Source organism: Prevotella sp. P5-108 (assembly GCF_002251385.1).
Lineage (GTDB): Bacteria > Bacteroidota > Bacteroidia > Bacteroidales > Bacteroidaceae > Prevotella.
Genome location: NZ_NPJJ01000063.1, coordinates 68,296 through 86,704, shown reverse-complemented (window position 1 = coordinate 86,704; position 18,409 = coordinate 68,296). Strand labels below are relative to the sequence as shown.

Genomic DNA, 18,409 nt, shown 5'->3' with positions numbered 1-18,409 from the left:
TATAGCATGAAAAGAATACTGATAATGTCCATCACTCTGCTGCTCGTTGTCGTGGCGGCTGCCACAGAGCACGATTTCAACCCCCGACGATTTCAGGCGGATATGGAGACTTTCATTGTCAAGGAAGCAGATCTCACGCCTGCCCAGATAGATAAGTTCCTGCCTCTTTTCCGTGAGATGCAGACCAAGCAGCGTGCCCTCTTCGATGAGATGCGCCAGTATCGCCGCATGGCCGATTTCGGCGACGACAACGCCTGTGCCCGCGCCATCCATCGCATGGACAACATCGATGTGCAGATACGCCGCATCCAGCAGCAGTATCACCGCAAGTTTCTGGCTGTTCTGCCTGGCCGCGTGGTGATGAAGATTCTTCGTGCCGAAGACTGCTTCCATCGTCAGGCTTTCCGCCGTGCAGCCCGCTGTCCTCGTGCCCCGAGAGAGAAATAGCCCCATCCGTTTATAGAGAGACGGGAAGAATGTTGCAGATGATTGTTGCCGACATTCTTCCCGTCTTTTTTGTGTCTATTCTTCGCCCAGATAGTTTCTTAGGGCAGCCGTCATGTTGCGCAGTTGTGCCACTCGGGCTTTGTAGTCAGGGCTTCCCGCCCGTTCATAGTACGCCAGTGCGCTCTCAAGATAGTCCTTTGCCACCCGCATATCGTGCAGATTGATGTAGCAGAAGCCTAAGCGGTAGAGCGCGTCGGCCTTCTCGTTGCCGTGGCGCATCAGGGTGGTGGCTTCGTAGTAGGCTATGGCGCGCTGCCATTGCTCCTGCTTGAACAGACATTCGCCGCAGAGCCAGTTGTAGAGCCCCAACTCCTGGGGCGAGAAGGCTCTGAGCTGCGGGATGGTCGCCTCCAGATAGTCTGCTGCCTTGGTGTATTGGCCTTCGTAGTAATAGCACACGCCGAGAAATGCCCTAAAGCGCGGATTGATGGTATATACGCTGTCGAGCCGTGCCAGGATGAGCATGCACTCATGATACTTGGCCGTCTGAAAATACTCTATGGCTCGCCCCAGCTGCTCCTTGTCGGCCTGCTGGGCGTGCAGAGGCAGCGTGGCAGCCACGAGTATGGCTATCGTAGTCAGCGTATGGCGCAGCGGCATGGCTTATTCGGTGTAGAAATTGATGAGTCTGACGAGCGCCTGACGGCAAGCCTTGCAGAACTCGGGGTTCTCGTTGGTGCGCATGCGGCAGTCGGGATAGGCGCGATACACGCCCTTGAGGCTGTAGCCCGCTCCCTCGTAGAAACCGGCCTGGCTGTCGGTGCCTATCAGGTTCTCCCACTTGTTGCGGAAGTCCACCTTGGTCGTGATGTTAGGTTCCCATGGCTCCACATCGTGAGGATACATGGGGATGTCTTCAAAGTCGTAGGCGTATTCATCGGCAAGACCGGCAAAACTGTGGCCGAACTCATGGACCACCACTGGGCGGAACTTGGGATGGTGGGTCATGGCGAGGTTGTACGAGTTGAGTATGCCGCCGCCACCATACTGGTCGGTATTCACCAGCACGATGATGTGCTCATACGGAGTGCCAGCCAGCACGTCGTGCAGCGTCTTCAGCCTGAGTGTGGTCAGATAGCGCGAGCTGTAGAATGTGTCGAAGTGGGAGCCCAGCACCGTGTTCTTCCATTCGCCTGTTGCCGGCGACGATGTGCCGCTCTCTGCCGAGACGGCCTTCACTGCCACCACGTTGAACCTGTCGCGCATGCTCTTGAAGGGTTCGTGGGCAAAGATGGCATCCATCGCTGTGTGGGCGTCGGCTACGAACGTCTCCATCTCGCCCTCGGTGTAGCCCTCGGCCACGAAGGCTATGTGGATGCAGCGTGTGGTGTCGCGGGCTTGCCATAGGGTGGTGTAGGGCGTAGGCTTCTTGCCGATGCGACGTATCAGGATGTCGCTGGGCACCACCGTGTGGGTGTAGCTTGCGATGACCTCCTGGCGGTTGTTGCGCAGGTCTATTGTCACCTCTACCGTGTCTTTGGGCATGGGCATCAGAAACACGTTCTCAAACGAGCGTGCCGCGCCCTCTGCCTCGGGATAGCTGAGCCATTCCTGGAAGAGCGTGGAGAACGAGTTGCGATAGATGGCGGTGCGGGTCTTGTGGTCGCGCACGGTCAGTTGGCCGTTTCCTTGTACCGGCAGTTCGGCCAGTCGCTGTCGTTTGCCATACCATCGGGGGCTCACGTTGAGCTGGTCGAGAGCGATGTGTTGCTGCCGGGCGTTGCCCTCGAAGATGTAGTCGAGCCGCAGCGTGCTGTCGGTGAAATACTTGTCAAAGTCTTGTGCCGTGGCCGTCGCACACAGTGCCAGGGCGAGCAGAGTCGTCATTATATGCTTCATATCCATTGTCTTATTCGTGTTTCCAAGCCGTGATGTATAGCCCCACGCTTATCACTACCGCAGCCAGACCAGCCAGCAGCAGCGAGTTCTTGATCCAGGGGTTGGTTATGACATAGGCTGCCACAAAGCAGACCATGCCCGTCACGAGGGCGTAAGGCGCCCCTTTGCCTATTCGGGTGAAATCTATCTTTTTCATTATTGCAAAGGTAGTGCAAACCGATAGGAGAACAAAATAAAATCATTTATTTTTTATCATGATGGTCATCAAATTGATTGCAGAGTGGGAAATGGAGATTTCAAACTCGGAATTATCCAAATCGCGGCGTGCAACCACTATTTCCAACCACGAATTAATCTTGGCGGCCATCGATGGTACAATCGGCGTCGTCAGAAGAAATTTAGGTTAATGTGTGTTAAATCGGTTGATAAATCGCGTGTTTCCGCGTTTATAGAGTAGCATAGCGAAAATCATGATGAGCGAAAAGGAGTTTACCGATATGGCCGCAGAATTGCGCGTGTCAGCCGTCCGTTCGGCTGCCGCTGCCGGCATCGGTGTCGAGGGCGCAGAAGATGTGGCCCAAGACATAATGCTGAGGCTGTGGACGCTGCGCGACAATATCTCCTCCGCCCGTCATGCCCGTGGACTGGCTGTGGTGGCTGCCCGCAACAGGGCGCTCGACATGCTGCGCCAATCTCACACGGTATCGCTGACGACGGGAGTGGCTGTTGTCCAGCCCTCGGCGGCTGCCGATGTCGCTATCGAGGCCGAGGAGACCGATGCATGGCTGCAGCGCAGACTCCAGGCTCTGCCGCCCATGCAGCATCAGGTGTTGCGGCTGCGACAGATAGAACTGAAGAACAATGCAGAGATAGCTGCCATACTCGGCATCAAGCCGGCCTCGGTGGCCACGCTGCTCTCAAAGGCACGCAGACAGCTGCTCGCCGATATCAGAAAACGTAATCAACGTACATAAATATAACAATGTATAACGAAAAGCAAATCAGACAACTCCTCACGAGGTTTATGGAAGGCCAGACCACGGTGGAAGAGGAGCAGGAGATAGCCCGGTGGTTTGACGCCCGTCGCGAGGAGGCTCCCGACTTGGAAGACTATCGGCAGATGTTTGCCTACTTTGATGCCGGCATGCCCGAAGAGGATGTGGCTGTCACTCCCGTGGCAGCGGGCAGGTCGCCGTCTGTGGCCAGGAGCATCGCCCTCAGGGTGGCTATGATTGCCGCCGCCTGTGTGGCCGTGGCTGTGGTCATGACGCTCGCTCTCAGCCCGTCGTCGCCGTCGGCAGACAGTGTACAGATAGCAGCTGTTCCCGTAGACACGGTCTCGGGTGCCGCTGTCCCTGCACCCTCAGTCCCCAAGGCAGACAGTGTGAAGAGCGAGAAGCCCAAGGCGCGCCGTTATCATAAATATATGTACACGCCGGCGCCTCCGCACCCCCTGTATGCCGAGGCGCGCCGAAAGGAGTTCGTCGACTCTCTCTCCGACGCCATCGATGCTTTTGTGGCACAATGCGTGGAAGAGGCGCAGCGCGACGATGAGCAGCTCTACCAGCAGGCTATGATGGAGGGAGCTAACCGCGAAAACGCCATCGTCAATGAAGCCTTGGCTTTGCTCGAAGAAGAAGTTTATTAAAATATAAAGGAGAAAACTGAATATGAAGAAAATCAAGCGTTTTATCTTGTTGGCAGTGCTCGCAGCCATGGCGGCTGTCGCCTCTACTGCCTCGCCCAAGCAGCCTATTGATGTAGCATTTGCGCAGCTGGCTCAGACCCTCATAGACATGGGTGCCATCACCAATAGCGAGGCCCAGGAGTATGAAGGCGGTTATCACAAGTTCTACAACTTTGTCATCGACAAGGAGCAAAGAAAGCTGGTCGATGACTTCGAGGCCAAGACTATGCGGCCCAATGTGGCTCTGGCTTACATGTCTAATTTCCGCAAGGCCGGTACGATAGCCAAGTCCAATAATATAGGTTATGGCAAGGACAACGCCCTGAGCTATAGGCTGGGCGTGTATATCGACCGCAACTACGATGTCCTCTACCTGCGCGACCCGCTGAACAAGGAAAAACGTTATGTCTATGCTTTGGTGTGGTGGATGTCTGGGAAAAAGATGAATGGTTCGCTGCTGAAGTTCTATAACATTGACCCGGTGGTGCAGCGAGAGAAGGCATCGAAGCAGACCGAAGGCCGCAGAGTGCTACGCACCGAGAGCGACAGCATCTTGATGGTAGATGGTAGCGGAAAGCGGGTCTACTCCAATCTGGATATCGCCAACAAGGCCACCAAGTTTACCTCTTCCAGTCTGTTGACGGCTGTAACATCGGTATGTTCGGCCTATACGTCGCTCGCCTTTTCAGATGGCGCAGCAAAGGATGTGGAATACCGCCAGATACTGGCCAACCGACTGGTAACCCTGTGCAATCTGGGTCGCAAGACGTTTGATGCCAACGACAAGAAGGCTTGCATCAAGCTGGTAGAAGGCGTGCGTCGTTGCGAGTCGGATGTGGTCAACAGCACGCTGCTCGACGCTGCGCTCACGCTGCTCAAAAACTGATTATAGAAATCTCTCTCAACTCAGAAAGTCCTCCGGCAACTGTCAACGATGGTTGCCAGGAGGACTTGTCTGATTAAAAAAATAATGAAATAATCCTCGAAATGTTTGTCAGTCAGGAAAAAAAGCAGTACCTTTGCACCGCATTTTGAGGCAGTGGGTTTCGGCTCGGCTGTCGATAGTGCGCAAATATTAATCATTTATTAATTTATAAACAGTATGAATCAATACGAAACCGTTTTCATTTTGACTCCCGTTTTGTCTGATGAACAGATGAAGGAAACGGTCGCTAAATTCAAGAAACTGCTCACTGATAAAGGCGCAGAGATTCTGAACGAGGAGACCTGGGGACTGAAGAAAATGGCTTATGCTATTCAGAAGAAATCTACAGGCTTCTACTGCCTGTTGGAATTCAAGGCTGAGCCAACTATCGTTAACTCTCTCGAGACTGGCTATCGCCGCGACGAGAAGGTTATCCGTTACATGACCGTTAAACTTGACAAGTATGCTGCTCAGTACGCCGAAAAGCGTCGCGCAAAACTTGGTAAAAAAGAGGAGGCTTAATCATGGCAGAGCAGAACAATTCAGAAGTACGTTACTTGACAGCTCCTTCTATCGATGTAAAGAAGAAGAAGTATTGCCGCTTCAAGAAGAGCGGTATTAAGTATATCGACTACAAAGATCCTGAGTTCCTGAAGAAGTTCCTGAACGAACAGGGTAAGATTCTTCCCCGTCGTATTACTGGCACATCTCTGAAGTATCAGCGTCGTGTGGCCCAGGCTGTAAAGCGTGCGCGCCAGATAGCATTACTTCCTTATGTAACTGACTTGATGAAATAAAAAGGAGGAAGCACAATGGAGATTATTTTGAAAGAAGATATCATCGGTCTTGGATACAAGAACGATATTGTGAACGTTAAGAGTGGTTACGGTCGTAACTATCTTATCCCCACAGGCAAGGGTGTTATCGCTTCGCCCAGCGCCAAGAAGGTACTCGCTGAGAACCTTAAGCAGCAGGCTCACAAGCTGGCTGCCCTCAAGGCTGAGGCTGAGAAGAAGGCTGAGGCTCTCAATGGTGTAGAGCTGGTAATCGAAGCTAAGGTTTCTGCAACTGGTGTAACTTACGGTTCGGTAGGCGCTGCTGCTGTAGTAGAGGCTCTCGCTAAGAAGGGTTTCGACATCGACCGCAAGATTGTTACCATGCACGATGCCAAGAAGGTTGGCGACTACGAGGCTACCGTTCACTTCCACAAGGAGGTAGAGGTAAAGGTTCCTGTTAAGGTCGTTGCCGAGAACGCTCCCGTGGAGGCCGTTGAGGCTCCCGTTGAGGAGGCTCCTGTTGCTGAGGCTGCTGCCGAGGCTCCCGCAGCTGAATAAGTTTGCGCTGTAAAGCAAATCTCAATAGAAATCCTAACTGCAATTGCGTGGTTAGGATTTTTTTTGTGCCATAATGTATGGCGGTGCCTCGCGCGTACATAAAAATAAATGTGATTTATTTTGTATTGCGCTCGGTTTTCACTAACTTTGCACTAAAGTAATAAGTATTAAGTAATAAGATAATAATGAAAGCATTTGTATTCCCCGGACAGGGTTCACAGTTTGTCGGCATGGGCAAGGAGCTCTACGACAATAATCCATTGGCAAAAGAATTGTTTGACAAGGCCGACGAAATCCTCGGCTTCAAAATCACTGATATCATGTTTGCAGGCACCGACGAGCAGTTGAAGCAGACTAATGTTACCCAGCCTGCTGTATTCCTGCACAGTGTAATCTCTGCTCTCTGCCTGGGCGACGAGTTCGCTCCAGCAATGGTTGGCGGTCACTCACTCGGTGAGTTCTCTGCTCTTGTAGCAGTAGGTGCGCTCAGCTTTGAGGATGGTCTGAAACTGGTGGCTGCCCGTGCCAATGCCATGCAGAAGGCTTGCGAGGCTAACCCTGGTACTATGGCTGCCATCATCGGTCTGCCCGATGAGAAGGTTGAGGAAATCTGCGCTGAAGTGTCTACCGATGGTAATGTAGTGGTTGCTGCCAACTACAACTGTCCTGGCCAGCTGGTTATCTCTGGCAATGTAGATGCCATCAATGCCGCCTGTGAGAAGCTGAAGGAAGCCGGTGCCAAGCGAGCTCTGCCCCTGAAGGTTGGTGGCGCTTTCCACTCTCCTCTGATGCAGCCCGCCAAGGACGAACTTGAGGCCGCCATCGAGAAGACTACATTCAATGCGCCCAAGTGCCCCGTTTATCAGAACGTGGACGCCAAGCCCCACACTGAGCCTGAGGTAATCAAGGCCAATCTGATAGCCCAGCTCACCAGTTCGGTTCGCTGGACTGCCAGCGTGCAGGCTATGATTGCCGACGGTGCCGATGACTTCACGGAGTGTGGCCCTGGAAAGGCGCTGCAAGGTATGATAGGTCGTATAGACAAAACCGTGGCTGTGCGCGGTATCGCCTGAACGATATGATAGTTTATCAGATATTTACCAGACTTTTCGGCAATCGTAACACCACTCGTAAAGAGTGGGGTTCGGTTGCCGAAAATGGTTCTGGGAAGATGAATGACATTGATGCGCAGGTGCTGAAGCGCATCAAAGCTATGGGTGTGACCCATGTGTGGTTTACCGGTGTGTTGCGTCATGCCTCGCAGACCGACTACACGGCTTATGGCATTCCGGCTCAGAATGCCGAGGTGGTCAAGGGTCGTGCCGGTTCTCCCTATGCCATTACCGATTATTATGACATTGACCCCGATTTGGCTGTCGACGTCGATAAGCGTATGCAGGAGTGGGAGTGTCTCATCGCAAGGACGCACAAGGCGGGGATGAAGGTAATCATGGACTTCGTGCCCAACCATGTGGCGCGTCAGTACCACTCTGTATGCAAGCCCAAGGGCGTAAGAGATTTGGGTGAAGACGATGATGTCAACATGCACTTTTCCACCCACAACAACTTCTATTACTGCTGGGGGCAGCCGCTTGACTTGGGCGATGTCACCGATAGTCAGACTTATCACGAGGCTCCTGCCCGAGCTACCGGCAATGACCATTTTGACAATCGTCCTGGTCGTAATGACTGGTATGAGACCGTCAAGCTCAATTATGGCGTTGACTATTGTGATGCAGGCGGTCGCTCTGAGCATTTTGACCCCATTCCCGATACGTGGACCAAGATGACAGACATCCTGATGTACTGGGCAGGCAAGGGAGTGGATGGTTTCAGATGTGATATGGCAGAGATGGTTCCCGCAGCGTTCTGGGCTTACGCCACCAAGGTGGTGAAAACGGCTTATCCGCATATCATCTTTATCGGCGAGGTCTACAATCCTTCGCTCTACCGTACTTATATTGGGGCTGGCTTTGACCTCCTATATGATAAGGTGGGCATGTATGACAGTCTGCGTGACATCGTCTGTGGCCGTCGTTGGGCCTCTGACATCACAACGCAATGGCAGCAGACCGACGATATCCGCGACCACATGCTCTATTTCCTGGAAAATCATGACGAGCAGCGTATTGCGAGCGACTTTTTCGCCGGCGAGCCTTGGGCTGCCTATCCCGCCCACATAGTGAGTTGTCTGCTCCACGCCAATCCTTATATGCTCTACGCTGGTCAAGAACTCGGCGAGCGTGGTATGGACAAGGAAGGCTTCAGTGGTCGCGATGGTCGTAGCACTATCTTCGACTATTGGAGCATGGACAGTGTCAACCACGGATACTTCGATATTCGCAAGAAAACACCGTCGGAACGCAAACTGATGGATGCCTACAAGCGCGTGATGCTCATTGCTGAGAAAGAGAAGGCGGCAAGCAGAGGTCTGACCTTTGACCTGATGTATGTTAATGGTCATCTGGCCCAATCTCAATATGCCTTCCTGCGCAAGAAGGATAACGAGCTGCTTCTGGTGGTTGCCAATTTCGCAGCCGAGGCCATCGATACGGGTGTCATTATTCCTTCGCATGCCTTTGAGTATATGGGTATCGCAGAGGGGGATGCCGACGCTGTCGAGTTGTTGAGTGACGGTAAGGCCAAGTTGCATCTTGCGGTCAACGAGGCTGTCAATGTCGCCGTTCCGGCTTATGGTGGAGTAGTATACAAAATCAAACAATAATATCATGGACGAATTGATTCTGAACGAACACAACAAGGAGGAATTCCCGCCTGCCCATACTGCCGAGCATCTGCTCAATCAGCTGATGGTACGTCAGTATGGGTGTGAGCGAAGTCGTAATGCTCACATCGAGCGCAAGAAGAGCAAGATAACCTATCAGCTCGCCAACAAGCCCACCCGAAAGGAAGAGAAGTTCATCGAAGATGAGATGAACCGCCTCATTGATGAGGACATGCCTGTAACTTATGAGTTTGTAGACCGTGACCATATTCCCGAGGGTGTTCATATCGACCGTTTGCCCGAGGATGCGAGCGAAACCATCAGGCTGGTACGCATCGGCGATTACGATGTCTGCCCATGTATCGGCAAGCATGTGCGCTCTACTGGGCAGATTGGCCATTTTACTCTGCTCGGCACCAATTGGGACGAAGAGAAGCGCAGCTTCCGAATAAGATTCAAAATCGTACAATAACTTAATCTATATCCATATGTTGAAACTTAAATCATTACCAGTATTGCTCTTTGTTGCCGCAGGGGCATTGTCCGCTTCGGCTCAAAACGCACAGACTTTGTACCAGGACTTCCAGCATCCCGGTCAGCCTTATCGCCCCCGTGTATGGTGGCATTGGATGAACGGAAACATCACCAAGGACGGTATCTACAAGGACCTCACCTGGATGAAGCGTAGTGGCATTGGTGGCTTTCATGTCTTCGATGCCGGTCTATCAACTCCGCAGGTCGTCGAGAAGCGTTTGCCTTACATGACGCCTGAATGGAAAGACGCCTTCCATTATGCCATTCATCTTGCCGATAGTCTCGGGCTCGAGGCGACTATTGCCAGCGCTCCCGGATGGAGCGAGACTGGCGGCCCATGGGTCAAGGACGAAGACGGAATGAAGAAGCTCGTTTGGCGACAGACCGAGGTCAAAGGCACTGGCAAGGACCTGAAGGTTAAGTTGCCCGGTGGCTTTGATATCACTGGCCCCTATCAGGACTATTGCTATGTCAATCAATCCGTAGCCACAGTCTTCTTGCAGAAGAAGTTCTATCGCGATGTCGCAGTTCTGGCTATGCGCATCCCAGATAACGACAAGTCGATGATGGAGCTTAATCCGACCATCACAACCAGCGGTGGCACAGTTACTGCCGAGCAGCTGGGCAACGACAGTATCTCTGACTATTCTATCATCCAAGCCGAGAAGGACGGCAAGGCATGGGTGCTGATTGATTTTCATCAGCCACAACTCGTGCGGTCAGTGACATGGTCGGTATTGAAGATAGAAGAAAGAGTGGAGAACTGCGCTGCGAGTCTCTTCAGCAGCATGGACGGAAAGACATTCACCAAGGTGGTCGACCTGAGTTATCAGGGAGGCTTCGAGCGTGTGGAGGATATTCCTCAGACCACAGCCCGTTATTTTAAGATGGTATTCACCAGTACGGAGAAGAACAATCCCGCTACCGGATTCCGTCTTTCTTCACTTAAATTGTCACCCGTAGTACGCGTAAATCTCCTTTCAGACAAGTCGGCATCTTCTTTCTATCGTTATGGAACGTCTGTCAAGACTCCTGCCACTACCGATGTTGTCAACACGGCAGATGTTGTCGATGTTACCTCTTTTGTCAAGGACGGCGTGCTTACCTGGAAAGCTCCCAAGGGCCGTTGGCGTATCATGCGATTCGGCTACGGACTCACAGGAAAGATCAACCATCCCGCTTCGCCTGAAGCTACCGGTCTCGAGGTTGACAAGATAGACCCCGTGGCTATCCGCGATTACTATAAGAATTATCTCCAGACTTATGTCGATGCCAGCAAGGGACTGATGGGCAACCGTGGCATTACCTACTTGCTCAATGACAGTTACGAAGCTGGTGCCCAGACGTGGACAGGTAAGATGGTGGAAGAGTTCAAGGCCCGCCGTGGCTACGACTTGCTCCCCTGGCTTCCCGCGCTGGCAGGTATCGTTGTCAACAGTGCTGAGGAAACCGAGCGCTTCCTCTTCGACTGGCGTACCACTATCGGCGACATGATGACAGAGTGCCACTACGACCAGCTCACTGACATCCTCAAGCCCTACGGCCTGAAGCGATATACGGAGAGTCATGAGGCGTGGCGCGCCAACGCTACCGACGGCATGGACTGCAAGCGCAGCGCCGATATACCTATGTCTGCTATCTGGATGCGTTACAAGCAGGGACTCGTAACCGTCCCCCAGCACGAGAGTGATATCCGAGAGTCTGCTTCTGTTGCCCATATCTATGGACAGAACGTAGCTGCAGCAGAGTCGTTTACATCCGATGGCTTCCGCGATGGTGCCTTCGTGTATACCCCCGCTGTCCTCAAACCCACCGCCGATGCCGCTATGGCCAGCGGATTGAACCTCTTCGTCATCCACACCTCTCCCCACCAGCCTGTTGATGATAAGGTGCCGGGCATTGGCCTTGGTCTTTGGGGCCAGTGGTTCGACCGCAATGAGACTTGGGCAAGCCAGGCCGGCGCATGGACCGACTACCTCGCCCGCAGCTGTTATCTCTTGCGTCAAGGTAAGTTTGTCGCCGACGTAGCTTACTATTACGGTGAGGATTCCAATGTTACAGCCCGCTACCAGACCCGTATGCCAAAGTTCCCCAATACCTACAACTATGACTTCGTGAGTCCGTCGATAGTTAAGGATGTCCTCAAGGTTGACAATGGTCAGCTGGTAACCGCCACAGGTATGCGCTATCGCGTATTGTGGCTTGACAATGTGAGCATGATATCCATCAAGATGCTGCGCCGCATCAAGCAGCTGGCTGATGCCGGTGTGACCATTGCCGGCGACAAGCCCAAGATCCTCGTGGGACTCGATGGAACTGTCGAAGAGTTTGACAGCCTGGTAAAGGATATCTGGGGCTCTGGCCGCAAGAATGTTACTACCGGAGTGTCTATCGGCAAGGTGCTTGCAAACACTGGAGTCGCTCCCGATGTCACCTTCTCTGACGCCAAGGCCAACATCAAGTTTGTACACCGTCGTCTGAACGATGGCGAGATTTACTGGATAGCCAACCAGACCAAGCAGGCGCGCAAGTTCACTGCCTCCTTCAATGTCACAGGTAAGAAGCCACAGCTGTGGCATGCCGATACCGGCGCCAAGGAAGATGTGAGCTACGAAATGGTCGACGGCCGCACCCGCGTAACCCTCGACATGCCCGCCTATGATGCAGTCTTTGTGGTGTTTGTTGACGATACCGACGTTCCTGCTGTCACTCTCGCCGATCGCACCCGCACTGCTTTTGCCGAGTTCGCCCAGCCATGGACCGTCAACTTCCAGGCTCATCGCGGAGCTCCATCACAGATTGCTCTGGATAGCTTGGCATCGCTTACAGAGTCATCCGAGCAGGGAGTTAAGTACTTTTCAGGTGTTGCAACTTATACCAACACCTTCAAGGTAGCCAAGAAATCACTCAAGAAGAAAGCTCCCTCACGCATACTGCTTGACCTGGGCGAGGTCAAGGACTTGGCCGAAGTTACCGTCAATGGTCAGCCCGTGGGCGTGGTATGGCATGCACCTTATATAATAGATATCACCGCTGCCGTCAAGGCTGGTGACAACAAGGCCGAGATTGCTGTAGTCAATCCATGGCACAACCGCATGGTAGGAGATATGCAGCCCGGCGCCGAGACTGTCACCTATTACCCCATCAAGTATTACAAGGCCGACGAGCCTCTCCTCAAGTCAGGCTTGATAGGTCCTGCCCGCATTGTCGGTGAAAGATAAACGCAAGAAGCTACTCTTCGTCAGTCCGAAGGGTAGCTTCTCACAGATTACTACAAGAAAGAGCCTCCCACTTTGCTGTGAGAGGCTCTTTCTTATTTGGTTTCGATTTCTTCCTTCATGTCGATAAACTGCTTCTTTGTATCGTAGAATTCGTATTGTAAGAAAGCAAGTTTCTGCGACGCTATTACATGTACGCCAAAGCCGTACTTTAGCTGCCATTTTCGCTTGAGTGATACCAGTCCTTGGTTGATATATGCCTCAACGTATGGATGTACATGTAGATAGAACTTCTTGATGCCAATCTTGTTGACCAGTCGGTCAATCTTTCTTTCGAGAATGTCAGTAAACAGGATGCTCGACTTGATTTTGCCTGTACCGTTACAGGTGGGGCAGGCCTCTTCGACGTTGACGTCCATGGCTGGCCTAACCCTCTGACGGGTTATCTGCATCAGTCCAAACTTGCTAAGAGGCAGGATGTTGTGTCTGGCTCTGTCCTTTTGCATGTTCTTGCACATACGTTCATAGAGCATCTGCCGGTCTTCGGCGAGGTTCATGTCGATGAAGTCTACGACGATGATACCACCCATGTCCCTTAGTCTGAGTTGGCGTGCCAGTTCGTCGGCAGCGCCAAGATTGGTTTCCAGTGCATTCTGTTCCTGTCCGTTTTCCGATTTAGAACGGTTTCCACTGTTCACGTCAACCACGTGCATTGCCTCTGTGTGCTCGATTATCATGTAGGCACCATGGCGGTAGTTGACCGTTTTGCCGAAACTCGACTTAATCTGTTTGGTTACGTTGAAGTTGTCGAAAATTGGAACTTTACCCGTATAGAGTTTTACGATGTGCGCTTTTTCAGGGGCTATAAGCGACACGTAGTCTTTTACTTCCTGATAAACATCTTCGTCGTTGATGTAGATGTTCTCATAACTTGGGTTGAACAGGTCTCGCAGAAGCGCTACGGCACGGCTGGTTTCTTCAAACACAAGTTGGGGTCTTTTCTGTGTCTTTTGCACCTTTGTTATGGCGTCCTCCCAGCGCTTGGTAAGCACCTTCAGCTCAGTATCCAGTTCAGCCACTCTCTTACCTTCGGCTACCGTTCTCACAATAACTCCACAGTTTTTCGGCTTAATGCTATGTATAAGCTGCTTGAGTCTTGCTCTCTCTTCTCCCGACTTTATTTTGGAAGATACCGAGACCTTATCGCCGAATGGCATAAGCACAAGATATCGTCCGGCAAAAGAGATTTCGCCTGTCAGTCGCGGACCTTTGGTAGAAATGGGTTCTTTTACAATTTGCACCAGCACCTCATCGCCCACTTTGAGCGCAGTCTGTACGCTGCCGTCTTTAGGGATATCGGGCAGACGTGATGCTTTGGCAAAAGGGTAAAGTTTTTTCCGGTCACTCTGTACCTGTCTGAGATATTTCTCGTACGAGTTGAATTGGCTTCCTAAGTCAAGATAATGAAGAAAGGCATCGCGTTCGTAGCCTACATCCACAAAGCTGGCGTTGAGACCAGGCATCAGCTTTTTGACTTTTGCTATGTAGATGTTGCCCACAGAGAAAGAGGCCGAGCGGGGCTCGTTCTGATACTCCACGAGGTTCTTGTCCTCGAGCAGAGCTATCGAGATTTCTTTCTGACGGACGTCAATGATTACTTCGCTTGTCATACTATCTTCACTTATTGCTTAAAAAAATGGGGGCATGTCGCACGACACGCCCCATTAGTCTTTTTGATTAGGCTATAGAGCAATACAATGATTACTTGCTCTTATGTCTGTTCTTGCGTAATCTCTTTTTACGCTTGTGAGTAGCCATCTTGTGGCCCTTCTTCTTTTTACCGTTTGGCATAATTCTTTTAATTTAAATGGTTATGTTTTTGCGTTGTATGCTTAGTTGTTCTTCATCTTCTCCACGAACTCCTTGGCAGGCTTGAAGCTGGGGTAGTCATGTGCGGGGATGATTACAGTAGTATTCTTCTGTATGTTGCGAGCTGTCTTCTCTGCACGACGCTTGATGATGAAGTTACCGAAACCACGCAGTGAGATGTGCTCTCTCTTGAGCAGGCTTTCCTTTACAGTCTCCATGAGACTTTCCACTACAATGGCTACTTCCTTCTTTGAGATGCCAGTATTCTCTGAAATCTTGTTTACAATTTCTGTCTTTGTCATTGCTGTTTTTATTGTTATTTATATGAATATTTTGACTATGTTTGTTTTTGTGGGTGCAAATATAATAGTTTTTTGTGTGATATGAAAAGATTATCACTCTTTTTTGCGTTTTTGGGGGATATTTTGCCGTATAAGTGGCTCATTTGTAGGTTATTGAAGGGCGAAAAGAGGCTTTTAGGCACCTTTTTGCATGTCTCCATCGTTACTTTCTTGTCACTCGCTTTTCCCCTTGTTTAGACTGCGATTGCCGGAGGTATCGATGGCGTTGCCCCAGATGCTTTTTTACTTATTATTAACTAAAGTTGTTTGGTGGGAATTATGCTTTCTGCTAACTTTGTCTTTTCTAAGTAATATTATATACCATATTAGAATTATGAGAAGACTATTTTTCGTTGCCTCCATCCTCTTGGTATGGATGGGAGGCATTACCGGATGCAAGATGGCTGGCTCTGCCAATGGTTCCGACTCTTTGGCGGTTGACAGTTTCAAGTATGCCTTTGCCGACAGTATGCTCCACTGCAATATTGTGGCCGATGTGCCCCAGGGCGATGACTCCCTCGCTGTCGGAGTGCGCGCTTATGTCAATGCCCAGCTCGACTCGCTTTCCAGTGTTCATGCTTTTGACGCCTCGCGTTCAGCCGGATACGGCGGAGACCTTACCGATGGCCAGGCGCTGGTCGATTTCTATGGCAAGCTCAATGTTGACTCGATGCGCGCCATGCAGTCGCCCGATGGCGGAGCCCCCGAGTTCCAGTGTTCTTACGATGTGGCTATTCGCCTTGCCGCCCAGAACGAGCGTTATGTCACCTATAGCGTAGACCAGTATGTGTATGGCGGTGGCGCCCATGGTTCTGCCGTGTCCTACTGTGTCAACATCCTCAAGTCTTCGGGCCGTGTGCTCGGCGCAACTGTCGATGCCGCTCAGCTTGAAGCCATCCAGCCTCTGCTGCTTCACGGTGTGACCACCTACATCAACGCCCAGGGACAGAAAATTACCGAGGACGAAGCCCTGAAGCTCCTCTTCATCGACAAGGGCATCATCCCGTTGCCCGCCCATGCTCCCTATCTTGCTGCCGACGGTCTCCACTTCGTCTATCAGCAGTATGAGATTGGCCCTTATGCTATGGGCATGGTTTCGTTTACATTGCCTTACGACAAAGTAAAGCCTTACATGACTGCCGAGGCACTCCAGCTTCTTGAGGCTGGTGCCGCCGACGCTGCTAAGTAAGTATAATATAATAAGGTGTAAAAACAATGGCACGCTGTTCGTCCTGACAGAACAGCGTGCCATTTTCATTTTCCGGCAGTTTGTCTAATCCGCTCGTCTTCTTTTAGATGCTGGGCCAGCAGAGCTTCATCTACATAGTAGAGCTTGACCGTGAGCGGGTGCGGATAGTTGTAGAAGAAGGTATCGGTTGTGTAGTACCACTCGATGCTACTCACCTTGTCGCTTTCCATGAGTACCTTCTGGAAGTGGGCCACCCTTGTGCTCGGGGGTAGGGTGATGGCGGTCTTTCCCGACGTCATCCGGCATACCGCCACCAGATTCCACTTCATGCGCACCACCTTGGTCACCTCTCTTTTCATCTTTGTGCTTATGGTGATGTGGCGCCCGAACTCCTTGTTGATTTTTTCCATCACCGCCTTGAATACAGGCCCGTGCGAGCTTGTGTCCTTCAGTTGTTCATGCCATATATGCAGATGTATCATCTCGTGCAGCATGATGTCTTCTGCCTTTCGTTCGTCGATGTCATACTTCACGTTGAGCTTCATCTTGTACATAGCCACGTAGCCCTGCTTGTCGCGCTTGAGCGTACGGTGCATCTGACCCATATACGAGTTTACGTTGACCAGCCAGAAAGCCGGGCGAGGCAGGCGGTCGTTGAAGATTGTCTTATTGAAATGAGCAAAGCGCTCTCTTGCAAATTCCAGCGTATATCTCATGTCTCTGTTATTCTTGGACCGAGTTCCCTCAGTTCCGATTACGTAGATGCAAAAATACTCATCTTTTCCCTTACCGCCAAGCATAGCTTTGTTCTTTTGCGTTATTTTTTTGTTCTTCCCGCGGTCCGGAGTAAAAGAAAAGTGGTAATTTTGCTCTCGATTATGGAGCGCAAGATTATACACATCGACATGGACGCCTTCTTTGCCTCGGTAGAGCAGCGCGACGATGCCTCACTCCGTGGCAAGCCCATTGCCGTGGGCTTCGACGGCGAGCGCGGCGTGGTGAGTACTGCCAGCTACGAGGCACGCCGCTATGGCGTTCACTCTGCCCAGTCGATGGTTGTCGCCCACCGCCTTTGTCCCGAGCTCATCGTGGTGCCATGCCGGCACGACTACTATGCCCAGGTGTCGGCACAGATACATGCCATCTTTGCCGACTATACCGACCTCATCGAGCCCATATCGCTCGACGAGGCATTTCTCGATGTCACCCACAACAAGCGCCACATGGATATGGCGGTCGAGATAGCCCGCGAAATCAAGCAGCGCATTGCCGACGAGCTCCATCTCACTGCCTCGGCAGGCGTGTCCTACAACAAGTTTCTCGCCAAGATAGCCAGCGACTTCCGCAAGCCCGACGGACTCTGCGTCATCCATCCCACGCGTGCCCTCGACTTCATCGCCTCGCTGCGGGTCGAGCAGTTCTGGGGCGTGGGGCCCAAGACCGCCGAGCGCATGCACCGCATAGGCGTCTTTACTGGCGAGCAGCTGCGCGAGGTGTCGCGCCATCATCTCTGCGAGGTCTTTGGCAAGATGGGCAACATCTATTACGACTTTGCCCGTGGCATCGACCTCCGCCCGGTTGTGGCTGACTATGTGCGCAAGTCGGTTGGCTGCGAGCAGACCTATCTGCGCGACATCAGCCAGCGCTCTGTAGTCATCATCGAGCTCTACCACCTTGTCGTCGAGCTTGTAGCCCGCCTTGCCGACGCCCGCTTCGAGGGCCGCACGCTTACCCTCAAGGTCAAGTATGCCGACTTTACCCAAATCAGCAAGCGCATTACCACCAACCATACACTGTCTACCAAAGCCTCCATATTGCCGCTGGCCAAGCGGTTGCTGGCACAGGTAAGCTACTCGTCGTCGCGGCCCATACGCCTGCTGGGGCTGTCGGTCTCCAATCCGCTCGCCGACGATGGTTTGCGCCAGAGCCAATGGGTCGAAGGCGACCTCCCGTTTGAGGAATGGTGACCCTACGCGCCAGTGGCTGACGATGGCACCCCTTTTACCTTGTTTCCACCCATGCCCGATGTTGACAGCAAGCCGGCGGATGACATATTCCGTTCACGCATCAGAGCCGACTTGTCCGCTGCCGCTTAATCTTATGTTGCAAACCGTGAAATGGAGAAATCAAGGCGTGAAAACATTAATTCGCGCTTCGCAATAGTCATTTCATGCTTTGAAACTCCTCTCGACATCATCTCTGCGGTTTTCGGTCGGTGCGGGCAGATGTTGGGGGTGCTGG

Annotated in this window: 18 protein-coding genes and 1 pseudogene; 13 read left to right on the top strand and 6 right to left on the bottom strand. The window is 52.0% G+C overall.

Annotation, left to right across the window (positions count from 1 at the left end; translation table 11 throughout):
- Positions 1-6: 6 nt before the first annotated feature.
- Positions 7-447 carry a hypothetical protein gene (locus tag CIK95_RS12535; protein ID WP_144007836.1) on the top strand — a complete coding sequence of 147 codons (441 nt, stop codon included), beginning with the start codon at positions 7-9 and terminating at the stop codon, positions 445-447.
- A gap of 75 nt (positions 448-522) precedes the next feature.
- On the opposite strand, the gene CIK95_RS12530 is transcribed toward CIK95_RS12535, so the two are convergent.
- Genes CIK95_RS12530 through CIK95_RS12520 form a run of 3 tightly spaced genes read right to left on the bottom strand, consistent with a single transcriptional unit; the run spans position 523 to position 2,542 of the window.
- On the bottom strand, positions 523-1,107 hold the full coding sequence (locus CIK95_RS12530; RefSeq protein ID WP_022310303.1) for a lipopolysaccharide assembly protein LapB: 585 nt from the start codon (positions 1,105-1,107) through the stop codon (positions 523-525).
- Between the two features lie 3 nt (positions 1,108-1,110).
- On the bottom strand, positions 1,111-2,346 hold the full coding sequence (locus CIK95_RS12525) for a M64 family metallopeptidase (protein ID WP_094467172.1): 1,236 nt from the start codon (positions 2,344-2,346) through the stop codon (positions 1,111-1,113).
- Positions 2,347-2,356: 10 nt separating this feature from the next.
- Positions 2,357-2,542 carry a hypothetical protein gene (locus tag CIK95_RS12520; protein WP_022310305.1) on the bottom strand — a complete coding sequence of 62 codons (186 nt, stop codon included), beginning with the start codon at positions 2,540-2,542 and terminating at the stop codon, positions 2,357-2,359.
- A gap of 58 nt (positions 2,543-2,600) precedes the next feature.
- Here CIK95_RS12520 and CIK95_RS13255 point away from each other — a divergent pair, with 58 nt between their 5' ends.
- The 10 genes and pseudogenes from CIK95_RS13255 (at position 2,601) to CIK95_RS12470 (ending at position 12,772) form a co-directional block, all read left to right on the top strand.
- Complete coding sequence (locus CIK95_RS13255; RefSeq protein WP_158214727.1) at positions 2,601-2,753, top strand: hypothetical protein; 153 nt, start codon at positions 2,601-2,603, stop codon at positions 2,751-2,753.
- Positions 2,754-2,816: 63 nt separating this feature from the next.
- Positions 2,817-3,320: an RNA polymerase sigma factor gene (locus tag CIK95_RS12515; RefSeq protein WP_094467157.1), complete on the top strand. Its 504-nt coding sequence runs from the start codon at positions 2,817-2,819 to the stop codon at positions 3,318-3,320.
- A gap of 8 nt (positions 3,321-3,328) precedes the next feature.
- Positions 3,329-3,994, top strand: coding sequence for a hypothetical protein (locus tag CIK95_RS12510; RefSeq protein ID WP_144007835.1), 666 nt, complete (start codon positions 3,329-3,331; stop codon positions 3,992-3,994).
- Between the two features lie 22 nt (positions 3,995-4,016).
- The gene (locus CIK95_RS12505) at positions 4,017-4,919 is read left to right on the top strand and encodes a hypothetical protein (protein WP_094467155.1); all 903 of its coding nucleotides are present in this window, start codon (positions 4,017-4,019) and stop codon (positions 4,917-4,919) included.
- Between the two features lie 216 nt (positions 4,920-5,135).
- On the top strand, positions 5,136-5,480 hold the full coding sequence (gene rpsF, locus CIK95_RS12500) for a 30S ribosomal protein S6 (RefSeq protein ID WP_022310308.1): 345 nt from the start codon (positions 5,136-5,138) through the stop codon (positions 5,478-5,480).
- A 2-nt stretch (positions 5,481-5,482) separates the two neighbouring features.
- Positions 5,483-5,755, top strand: a complete 273-nt coding sequence (gene rpsR, locus CIK95_RS12495; RefSeq protein WP_094388205.1) for a 30S ribosomal protein S18 — start codon at positions 5,483-5,485, stop codon at positions 5,753-5,755.
- A gap of 15 nt (positions 5,756-5,770) precedes the next feature.
- Entirely contained in the window at positions 5,771-6,292 is a 522-nt protein-coding gene (rplI, locus tag CIK95_RS12490) for a 50S ribosomal protein L9 (protein WP_094386181.1), read from the top strand.
- 185 nt (positions 6,293-6,477) lie between these two features.
- Positions 6,478-7,365, top strand: a complete 888-nt coding sequence (gene fabD, locus CIK95_RS12485; protein ID WP_022311167.1) for an ACP S-malonyltransferase — start codon at positions 6,478-6,480, stop codon at positions 7,363-7,365.
- Between the two features lie 5 nt (positions 7,366-7,370).
- A pseudogene (locus CIK95_RS12480) lies at positions 7,371-9,489 on the top strand (alpha-amylase family glycosyl hydrolase).
- 16 nt (positions 9,490-9,505) lie between these two features.
- On the top strand, positions 9,506-12,772 hold the full coding sequence (locus CIK95_RS12470; RefSeq protein ID WP_094467152.1) for a glycosyl hydrolase: 3,267 nt from the start codon (positions 9,506-9,508) through the stop codon (positions 12,770-12,772).
- A gap of 92 nt (positions 12,773-12,864) precedes the next feature.
- Here CIK95_RS12470 and CIK95_RS12465 read toward each other — a convergent pair whose 3' ends face one another.
- Both CIK95_RS12465 and CIK95_RS12460 read right to left on the bottom strand, forming a co-directional pair.
- Complete coding sequence (locus CIK95_RS12465; RefSeq protein ID WP_022311163.1) at positions 12,865-14,439, bottom strand: Rne/Rng family ribonuclease; 1,575 nt, start codon at positions 14,437-14,439, stop codon at positions 12,865-12,867.
- Positions 14,440-14,661: 222 nt separating this feature from the next.
- Positions 14,662-14,940, bottom strand: coding sequence for an HU family DNA-binding protein (locus CIK95_RS12460; protein WP_022311162.1), 279 nt, complete (start codon positions 14,938-14,940; stop codon positions 14,662-14,664).
- A gap of 373 nt (positions 14,941-15,313) precedes the next feature.
- On the opposite strand from CIK95_RS12460, the gene CIK95_RS12455 reads away from it, so the two are divergent.
- Positions 15,314-16,168: a DUF3298 and DUF4163 domain-containing protein gene (locus tag CIK95_RS12455; protein WP_158215142.1), complete on the top strand. Its 855-nt coding sequence runs from the start codon at positions 15,314-15,316 to the stop codon at positions 16,166-16,168.
- A 65-nt stretch (positions 16,169-16,233) separates the two neighbouring features.
- Here the strand turns inward: CIK95_RS12455 and CIK95_RS12450 are convergent, their stop codons facing one another.
- Positions 16,234-16,884: a SprT-like domain-containing protein gene (locus CIK95_RS12450; protein ID WP_158215141.1), complete on the bottom strand. Its 651-nt coding sequence runs from the start codon at positions 16,882-16,884 to the stop codon at positions 16,234-16,236.
- A gap of 162 nt (positions 16,885-17,046) precedes the next feature.
- On the opposite strand from CIK95_RS12450, the gene dinB reads away from it, so the two are divergent.
- The gene (gene dinB / locus CIK95_RS12445) at positions 17,047-18,135 is read left to right on the top strand and encodes a DNA polymerase IV (RefSeq protein ID WP_094467149.1); all 1,089 of its coding nucleotides are present in this window, start codon (positions 17,047-17,049) and stop codon (positions 18,133-18,135) included.
- The last annotated feature ends 274 nt before the right edge of the window (positions 18,136-18,409 follow it).